This window comes from Caballeronia terrestris (assembly GCF_001544515.1).
GTDB lineage: Bacteria > Pseudomonadota > Gammaproteobacteria > Burkholderiales > Burkholderiaceae > Caballeronia > Caballeronia terrestris.
Genome location: NZ_FCOL02000146.1, coordinates 1 through 6,145, shown reverse-complemented (window position 1 = coordinate 6,145; position 6,145 = coordinate 1). Strand labels below are relative to the sequence as shown.

Here is a 6,145-nt window from a genome sequence, read left to right as displayed (position 1 = left end):
CGGTGCCCCTTTATTGTTGAACGTTTCACTCAACCTTGCGCCGCCATCTTTAAGCGCTTCTACACCGCCGCTAACAGCCAGGAGCGGCCAGCAGAGCAGGACTTGCTGACCATCGTGCGCGACTACGGTCGGATGATGGTCATGATGCGTCAGCGCGTAGTCATGGAAGATCCCGTAGCCTACAAGGCCAAACTCGGGGATCTGGAGCGCGGAACCGAAGCCTACTCCGCTCTGTATCGACAACAGCACAAGCGCACATACATCATCTACATGCACGTGCGCATGCTCGACCAAACGAAGACTTACGCGGAGACGGTCGGATATGCCAAGCTAAAAGCAGCCTGCGAAGATGCTCTTGTTCGGCTGCCAAAAGAGCGTATTCCGGTTCCAAGGCCAGTGCCGCGTTACATCGCTCTGTACCAAAAGGATGAAGCGGGTCGCATGGTGCTTGTTCCTGAAACGGACGATGCCGCTAATCAGAGTAAAGCTGTTTTGGACGACGATCCGGACGACTTAATCGAATGACGCCGCATTGTCCATCGAGCGATCAATTTGCTAGCGAAAGGCGACGTCAACAACGTTGTCGCCGCTCTTGATTTCGCGAAATTCAAGAAGGATGCGAGCGGCATTGCAATCCGCGATTGCGTGTTGATTCTCACGATATGCCTACGTAAATGACCGTTTTGTAGCTTGCTTCTGCCATAGCGGCGGAGTCAAGAATCACAGCTAAGGGCGATGAACCGCCATCAAACTCCTTAGCTTCGGTGTCCGCTTCCGGAGCGCTACCGACGCTTGAATGTCTAACTTAACCTTGCATTGAACGTCGCGTCCTGGCCGCGTGCAGCCCGATGCGCTTGGCATACGTCGGCCGCAATATTCCTTGAACACCGTCGGCGGCCGTGCGTCGAAGTCCACATCTCACGGGCGAAGTGACGACTTTATTTTGCGTCAGGCACCCATGCTGAGTAAGGCTCGCCCCGCTATCGGGCGCTCCGAAGTCCCGAGTTGACGAATTTATAGTCGCAATGTTGACATCTTTAATGCGTTCTACGACACCCCGTTTGCACGTCGTCGCGGTGCGCCGGTTAGATAGCGTCGCCGGGGCGGACCATCAGCCATCCGTCGTTGCGAAGTGCGCGCATCGGAACGATGTTCATGGCTGAACACGGCAGATAGACTGCACCGAGCATCGCCAAACCACCGGAAAGCCATGCGGCACCCGGAGCCTTACCGCCGGCAAAAAGAAGCGCCAGCGAAAACGAAACGTCGATCGCAGGGCCACCAAGAATTACGAGCCTACGTTGCCAGGACTTCAATGCGTGAAAATCCTCGTCGTCGATAAGGGCTCCGAGCACAGACAAAAACCACACCTTAGATTTACCGCGCCGCACAAAGATCCGGATTCGTCCACGCACTCCAAAGGCTCGCGCAGTGAAGAGGTGGCCGCACTCGTGGAGGAAAACTCCAAAGACCCCAATCACGGTCATCGTAGCGAGCGCTTTAAGAGTATCTGTCAATGACATCGCCAAGAAATTCGTCCAAACGACACCGTAGTGCAGGCTGAAAGACACGGTCCGCGCTCCCCGGAAACAAGATCAAAAATTGATGTAAGAATCGTGACGTTTTCACGGGTGACAGCGTCATAGGCGCGCGCAGATTCGACGGAGACTCGTCAGCTTATCGGGGGTCGATGCGATTAACTTTTCGAGTCGCTGTGTCGCCGCGACGATCGCCTGCAATCGAGTTTCGCGCAATTGACGGTCGTATTCATTCACGACCTCGTTGAGCTCATCGACGAGAGTGCCCGAACATTTCCACTCGTTCGTGGTGACGCCGTGATCCAGCAGTTCGGACAACCGTTCTTGAACGGACCGCAATAATTCTATTGACAGGCCGCCGTAACCAGCCTCGGTCAAGAATTCGACAAGCAGGGCGATGGACGTCATATTAAGCGCGGCGCGCCGGTCGCCGCGGCCTTGTCGAATGCATTCGAAGTCAAGCCGAAACTGCAGGCTGATTTCATCAACGTCAGTGCGGCTCATCGGCAAGTAAAGTTGCTTCTTATGGCGATGAGTCGCGCATGAACTCGACGCTCTCTTCTTCCGGTTCTTTGAGACGGGCATACAGTGCTCTGTCAGATGCTTCAAGTAGTCTTCAGAAAGGGGCCAATTCTGACTTCTGTCCCGCCGCACTGCGGGCACGTCGGACTTGAATCACGGCGATCTGCTCGCTTGCGTCCCACGGCGGTTGCGTCGGGATCGTTGTTCGCGAAGCCCGCATATCTGGTTTCGGATCGATTCCAGTCATCGGACGATTTTATGCATTCGCCCTCGTGACCGCATCCAATGCAGGTCGCCTTGTAGTGGTTGTGTTCCCAAGACATGCCTTGCAATCTCCTGTACGGTAACTTGACGACGAAGTTTCCCTAACTTTCGCTTTGAAATTCGGTCATTTCGAATCTCACTTTTCCTATCCGTGCCTATCTGTCGCGGAGGGTCGGGGATGAAGCCCTCGTCGTCCATTAGTAGCTCGTCCCCGATTTGCTGATGCAGTTGGCCCGAACCTTGTCGCCTGATGCCGTGGCCATGGCCACGACCATATTCATGCCTGCATCGCAGGCACGTTTGTTCTCGAACTCCTGGAAGGTGGTGGTCGATCCCGAGTCGACGTGACTCATCACGATCAGAATCCAGGCGGGGTCAATCATGCTCTTTTTCTCCGTTACGGGTTTGCGTTGTGTTCCAGCGCAGCGAGGCGCGCGTTGTTCACGAAGGTGTATTGCATTGCGTTCTTCATTTCGACGCGGCCGACACGCTCGAAGATGGGCTCTATCTCAGGGAAGTGAGCTGCTAACAGTTGTCGCACTGGCGCAGAACTTGGACCGTATCGTGCCTCCGGTACCTGCCTCCACTTCAGATCGGCTGAGAGTCGTGTCAATGTGGCAAGCAATCTCCGCCATAAAGCTGCTGAGCTTCGCGAAGCCATACAGAGCCACGCCAAGTCGATAAAGATAGGCGTCGTCATCAGGCAGTGCTAGCCGAGTTCGGTTTCGCACTGCGTCTAACGCCAGATCAGTGATTCCGGTTCTGCTCATTTGTTGTTTCTGTTCTATTTGTTGATGCGGTTCCCCCATCAGAGGGAGTGGCCTATACCCGCCAACCGGAGCTTATCCTTTAACCGCTGCTCGTCGGCTTCTTCTCTGTTCATGAACGTGACGGCCATCCAACCCATCAGTACGCCCGCTGCGTACTTCTGAAGATGCACCCGTTCCTCGAAGTTGGCTGTTGTGCGCACTTCCGCCATGAGTTTGTCGATCTCCTTTTCCGCGATCCGCGTCAGTTCGCCGTAGCTCCACGTCTTTTCTGCCATCTCGCCCTCCCTTTCCTCCGATTATCTATTCCAGCCCACTCTTGCCACGCGAGAAACCCCTCGGAGCCGTGTCGTCCGGTTCGTAATCCACGATGCGAGAGCAATACACGCACGTCCGTCGTACCGATGACGATTAGATCGTCGCCAATTTCGTTGCATCCGGCGGCTTCGAGCATTTTGACCGTCGGCTGAGTGAGCTTCGCCATGTTTTCCGAGTCATCGGGACTGAGACGTTGCGCGTCGATTCTCGGCCAGAGCAGCATTACGCGCCGCTTCCAAGATTCGCTGACGGTTCTGTTGAACGGTCAGGGAATTTGTCGGATCGACTATCGCCAGTTCCGCAACGACAGCGTTTTTGAGCGCTTCCATGCCAACGAAGTTCGCCGACAGCAGCGCCATCTTTCGTTCAAGATCCTCTGCGTAGGCTTTCCATTGCCGCGCCACGTCCTCAGATTGCGCGGCTCGCGTGAGCGTATATGCGTCCATTGTTGTTTTCCTATGGCTCAGTCCGCAAAACGGGTGTCGAGCGTTCGCCGACCGCTGTCTTCTTTCTGCTTGGTCAGCTCCATGTGGTTCATTCCAGCGAAACTTACTGTGCCGTTCTCCAGCGAATTACCGAGTTCGCCCAGGAGGTCACGCTCGTCATCGAACTGGGGATCGTTCTCGTAAAGATAGGTCCGTAGTCCATCAAAGTTATCAAGGATCGAATCTAGCTTTCGATGAACGTTCCGCAGACGCGTGTTGAGATACCAGCCGTGCGCGAACCAAAGGACGATTGCAGACCCGATAATCGTTCGCTCTGTACTCGTGTCGAACATGCGATTCTCCAAATGTGCGACCAAGACGTTTCCGACTTGTTCAGGTGCGCTCTTTCCTAAGCGACGCGCTGCGTGCCTCATCGAAGATGCTCTGTCGATTCTGCTGCACAGCCAAACGATGGTTAGGCTCCATCCGCAGTAGCTCTTGAAGGGCGATATCCTTCACCGCCTCCATGCCCGCATAGTTGGCAGCATAGATCGCGAGCTTCCGCTCCAAACTGTGAGCGTATTCCTTCCACTCCCGCGCGACTTGTTCGGATTGCCGCGCACGCGTCAGCGTATATGCGTCCATTCTGTTTTCCTACTTGGCGCAACGCGCTTGTTGCTCATACTGGTCGATCCAACTCTTGACTGTTTGCCATTGGTCGCCGTTCCCTCTCTCGGTGAAGGTGAGAAAGTACGGGCGCTGTCGCTGTAGCCAGGTGTAGAACAACAACTGCGGTCCTGTCTTATCACCGTCCCATTTCGCCCAAGCGCGTTGTATTTCGTCTTTCGCGTCTCTCTTCTTTATGCGTTTTTTCGGCTTCATGCAATAACAGTCCATCCAGGCCGCCAGCGGATCGTCTACCGTACTTGGGGAGACCATGCCACCGGGACTCGGTAGCTGTACATATACTGACCCGGACGGCCCTTCACGGACTGCAGCGCACCAGCGGCAATATCGCTGACCGTCAAGGGCGACGACCGAATCTGCGCCTTCGGGTCGAGGTCCGTCTGGACGACCGCACGATGCACACCGTAGCTCAACTGTCATAGCCATGTTTTCCTATGCGCCGTGTGCCGAACAATAGCCGGCTTCCGCCCGTTGCGCTTTCCATTCGTCCGGCTCCAGCCATGTTGCGCCGACGATGAAATTCCGGCACTGCTTCCCTTGCTTCGTTCGCGCGGAGCAATAGACGGAGCCTTGTGATTCGCGCCACTCGATGTACTCGGGCACGCTCAGGCCCATTAACTCAGCGAACAACGCTTGCTTGTCTGTCGTCAACCGGTACGCCTGCTCAGGCGTCAAGGCTACCGTCGAGCTACCACCGAGCGACGGCACGCCCACGACGAACTGGCACCCTGCTTCCTGCGCAATTTGAAGTGCCGCTATGAATTCAGCTTTATCCACTTGTTTTCCGTTCCGTTATGCGTAGTTCACGCACGTATGTAAATGGAATCGCCTGCGGAAAGCGCGCTGGTCTTTCGTTTCAATTCCATCGTCAACCACGGAAGCGGTGTTGTCTTCAGCGTGCGAGTCACGAACTTGTTCTCGTGGGTTAGATACCAGACAAAATGCTCCCCCTTCCACAAGGGGCGATCGCCAGTCTCGTCGGCATGCACAATGTCATTTGGGTTCGCACCAAGCACACGCGCGTCAGGCAAGTAGTGTCGGACCCACGCTTCAAGGAGGCTCCTGTGAGAGTAGATGCCACCGGCAACTTGGAGAGCCCACTTGTGAAGTTCCAAATGGTCCGACATGTGCGGAACATGATTCGCCTCCGGGATAGAGTCATATTCCAGCGAGTAGACTATTCCGCCGAAGTGAAGCCGGCAATATCTGCCATCGTTCACCACCTCTACACCCTGTGGGCACCAATCCGCCAGAAAGCGTTCCGCCTCCCGCAGCCTTTTCGGTGCAGCCAGCCGGTCTGCGAGTCTTCGTAACATAGTTGTCGTGTTTTCCTATGCTTTGTGGTGCGATGGCTCGAACTGCTTGGCATACTCCAACAACTGGAGGTTTAAGACCTGCGCCTCGGCTGAGTAATGGGCGTCGCGATGGCAATTTGGGCACAGAGCGACACAGTTCCAGACGCGATCTCCTTTCTCGGCCCCAAGGATATGATGCACGTCCAGAAAACCTCGGTAGCGTTGACCCTGTCCACAGCCGGCGCGCTCACAGTGAACCGCCTCCGATTTTTCTGGACACGATTTTGGGGTAAAACGTGTTTCTGGAAACGGAGTTGAACATGCTGAAG

Annotated in this window: 11 protein-coding genes; 1 reads left to right on the top strand and 10 read right to left on the bottom strand. The window is 55.3% G+C overall.

Annotated elements, in window-relative coordinates; translation table 11 throughout:
- On the top strand, positions 1 to 525 hold a 525-nt coding region (locus AWB67_RS41080), incomplete at its 5' end, for a hypothetical protein (RefSeq protein WP_200822384.1).
- Between the two features lie 560 nt (positions 526 to 1,085).
- Here the strand turns inward: AWB67_RS41080 and AWB67_RS33975 are convergent.
- The 10 genes from AWB67_RS33975 to AWB67_RS40130 all read right to left on the bottom strand — a co-directional run.
- On the bottom strand, positions 1,086 to 1,571 hold the full coding sequence (locus tag AWB67_RS33975; RefSeq protein ID WP_125477807.1) for a site-2 protease family protein: 486 nt from the start codon (positions 1,569 to 1,571) through the stop codon (positions 1,086 to 1,088).
- Between the two features lie 69 nt (positions 1,572 to 1,640).
- On the bottom strand, positions 1,641 to 2,042 hold the full coding sequence (locus AWB67_RS33970; RefSeq protein ID WP_087660363.1) for a hypothetical protein: 402 nt from the start codon (positions 2,040 to 2,042) through the stop codon (positions 1,641 to 1,643).
- Between the two features lie 479 nt (positions 2,043 to 2,521).
- A complete protein-coding gene (locus AWB67_RS33965) occupies positions 2,522 to 2,707 on the bottom strand; it encodes a hypothetical protein (protein ID WP_087660362.1) in 186 nt (61 codons plus the stop codon).
- A 425-nt stretch (positions 2,708 to 3,132) separates the two neighbouring features.
- Positions 3,133 to 3,369 (bottom strand): hypothetical protein, encoded by a 237-nt coding sequence (locus AWB67_RS33960; protein WP_062642899.1) that lies wholly within the window; start codon positions 3,367 to 3,369, stop codon positions 3,133 to 3,135.
- A gap of 216 nt (positions 3,370 to 3,585) precedes the next feature.
- The gene (locus AWB67_RS33955) at positions 3,586 to 3,855 is read right to left on the bottom strand and encodes a hypothetical protein (RefSeq protein WP_062642897.1); all 270 of its coding nucleotides are present in this window, start codon (positions 3,853 to 3,855) and stop codon (positions 3,586 to 3,588) included.
- Between the two features lie 17 nt (positions 3,856 to 3,872).
- On the bottom strand, positions 3,873 to 4,187 hold the full coding sequence (locus AWB67_RS33950; protein ID WP_062642894.1) for a hypothetical protein: 315 nt from the start codon (positions 4,185 to 4,187) through the stop codon (positions 3,873 to 3,875).
- A 40-nt stretch (positions 4,188 to 4,227) separates the two neighbouring features.
- Positions 4,228 to 4,479, bottom strand: a complete 252-nt coding sequence (locus tag AWB67_RS33945) for a hypothetical protein (protein ID WP_062642892.1) — start codon at positions 4,477 to 4,479, stop codon at positions 4,228 to 4,230.
- A 9-nt stretch (positions 4,480 to 4,488) separates the two neighbouring features.
- Positions 4,489 to 4,716, bottom strand: coding sequence for a hypothetical protein (locus AWB67_RS33940; protein ID WP_125477806.1), 228 nt, complete (start codon positions 4,714 to 4,716; stop codon positions 4,489 to 4,491).
- Between the two features lie 237 nt (positions 4,717 to 4,953).
- Complete coding sequence (locus AWB67_RS33935) at positions 4,954 to 5,298, bottom strand: hypothetical protein (protein ID WP_087660361.1); 345 nt, start codon at positions 5,296 to 5,298, stop codon at positions 4,954 to 4,956.
- A 554-nt stretch (positions 5,299 to 5,852) separates the two neighbouring features.
- A partial coding sequence (locus tag AWB67_RS40130) for an HNH endonuclease signature motif containing protein (protein ID WP_143328444.1) occupies positions 5,853 to 6,145 on the bottom strand: 293 nt, incomplete at its 5' end.

Coding starts and splice junctions, on each gene's coding strand:
- AWB67_RS33960 (WP_062642899.1), bottom strand. CDS start 3,369: ATGGCAGAAAAGACGTGGAGCTACGGCGAACTGACGCGGATCGCGGAA.
- AWB67_RS33945 (WP_062642892.1), bottom strand. CDS start 4,479: ATGGACGCATATACGCTGACGCGTGCGCGGCAATCCGAACAAGTCGCG.
- AWB67_RS33965 (WP_087660362.1), bottom strand. CDS start 2,707: ATGATTGACCCCGCCTGGATTCTGATCGTGATGAGTCACGTCGACTCG.
- AWB67_RS33950 (WP_062642894.1), bottom strand. CDS start 4,187: ATGTTCGACACGAGTACAGAGCGAACGATTATCGGGTCTGCAATCGTC.
- AWB67_RS33955 (WP_062642897.1), bottom strand. CDS start 3,855: ATGGACGCATATACGCTCACGCGAGCCGCGCAATCTGAGGACGTGGCG.
- AWB67_RS33940 (WP_125477806.1), bottom strand. CDS start 4,716: ATGAAGCCGAAAAAACGCATAAAGAAGAGAGACGCGAAAGACGAAATA.
- AWB67_RS33970 (WP_087660363.1), bottom strand. CDS start 2,042: ATGAGCCGCACTGACGTTGATGAAATCAGCCTGCAGTTTCGGCTTGAC.